The organism is Tetzosporium hominis (genome assembly GCF_002265435.1).
Classification (GTDB): domain Bacteria; phylum Bacillota; class Bacilli; order Bacillales_A; family Planococcaceae; genus Chryseomicrobium; species Chryseomicrobium hominis.
This window is the reverse complement of sequence record NZ_NOKQ01000159.1, coordinates 1-387: the sequence shown is the minus strand read 5'-3', so window position 1 is coordinate 387 and position 387 is coordinate 1. Positions and strand designations below refer to the sequence as shown.

At 46.5% G+C, this 387-nt stretch carries 1 pseudogene; it reads right to left on the bottom strand.

The window, feature by feature from the left end:
* Positions 1 to 387: pseudogene (locus tag CF394_RS03520) on the bottom strand (RNA-binding transcriptional accessory protein); the annotation flags it as partial.

The window sequence follows — 387 nt, the reverse complement described above, 5'->3', positions numbered from 1 at the left end:
ACGACGCTTCTGACTGACATCGTGCTGGTATTGACCAACACCGATTGACTTGGGATCGATTTTTACCAATTCAGCAAGGGGATCTTGCAAACGACGGGCGATAGAGATAGCCGATCGTTTTTCAACGGTTAATTCTGGAAATTCCTTACGGGCAAGTTCGCTGGCAGAATAGACAGAAGCGCCACTTTCATTGACAATGACATAGCTCACTTCTGGAAAATCTTTCAGAACTTCCGCCACAAAGGTTTCACTTTCACGACTGGCCGTTCCATTTCCAATGGCAATAATTTCCACGCCGTATTGACCGATCAGGTCGGCTAAGTCTCGCTTAGCTTCTTCAATCTGACGAGCAGAGGCTGGTTTAACAGGATAGATGACCTGTGTTGT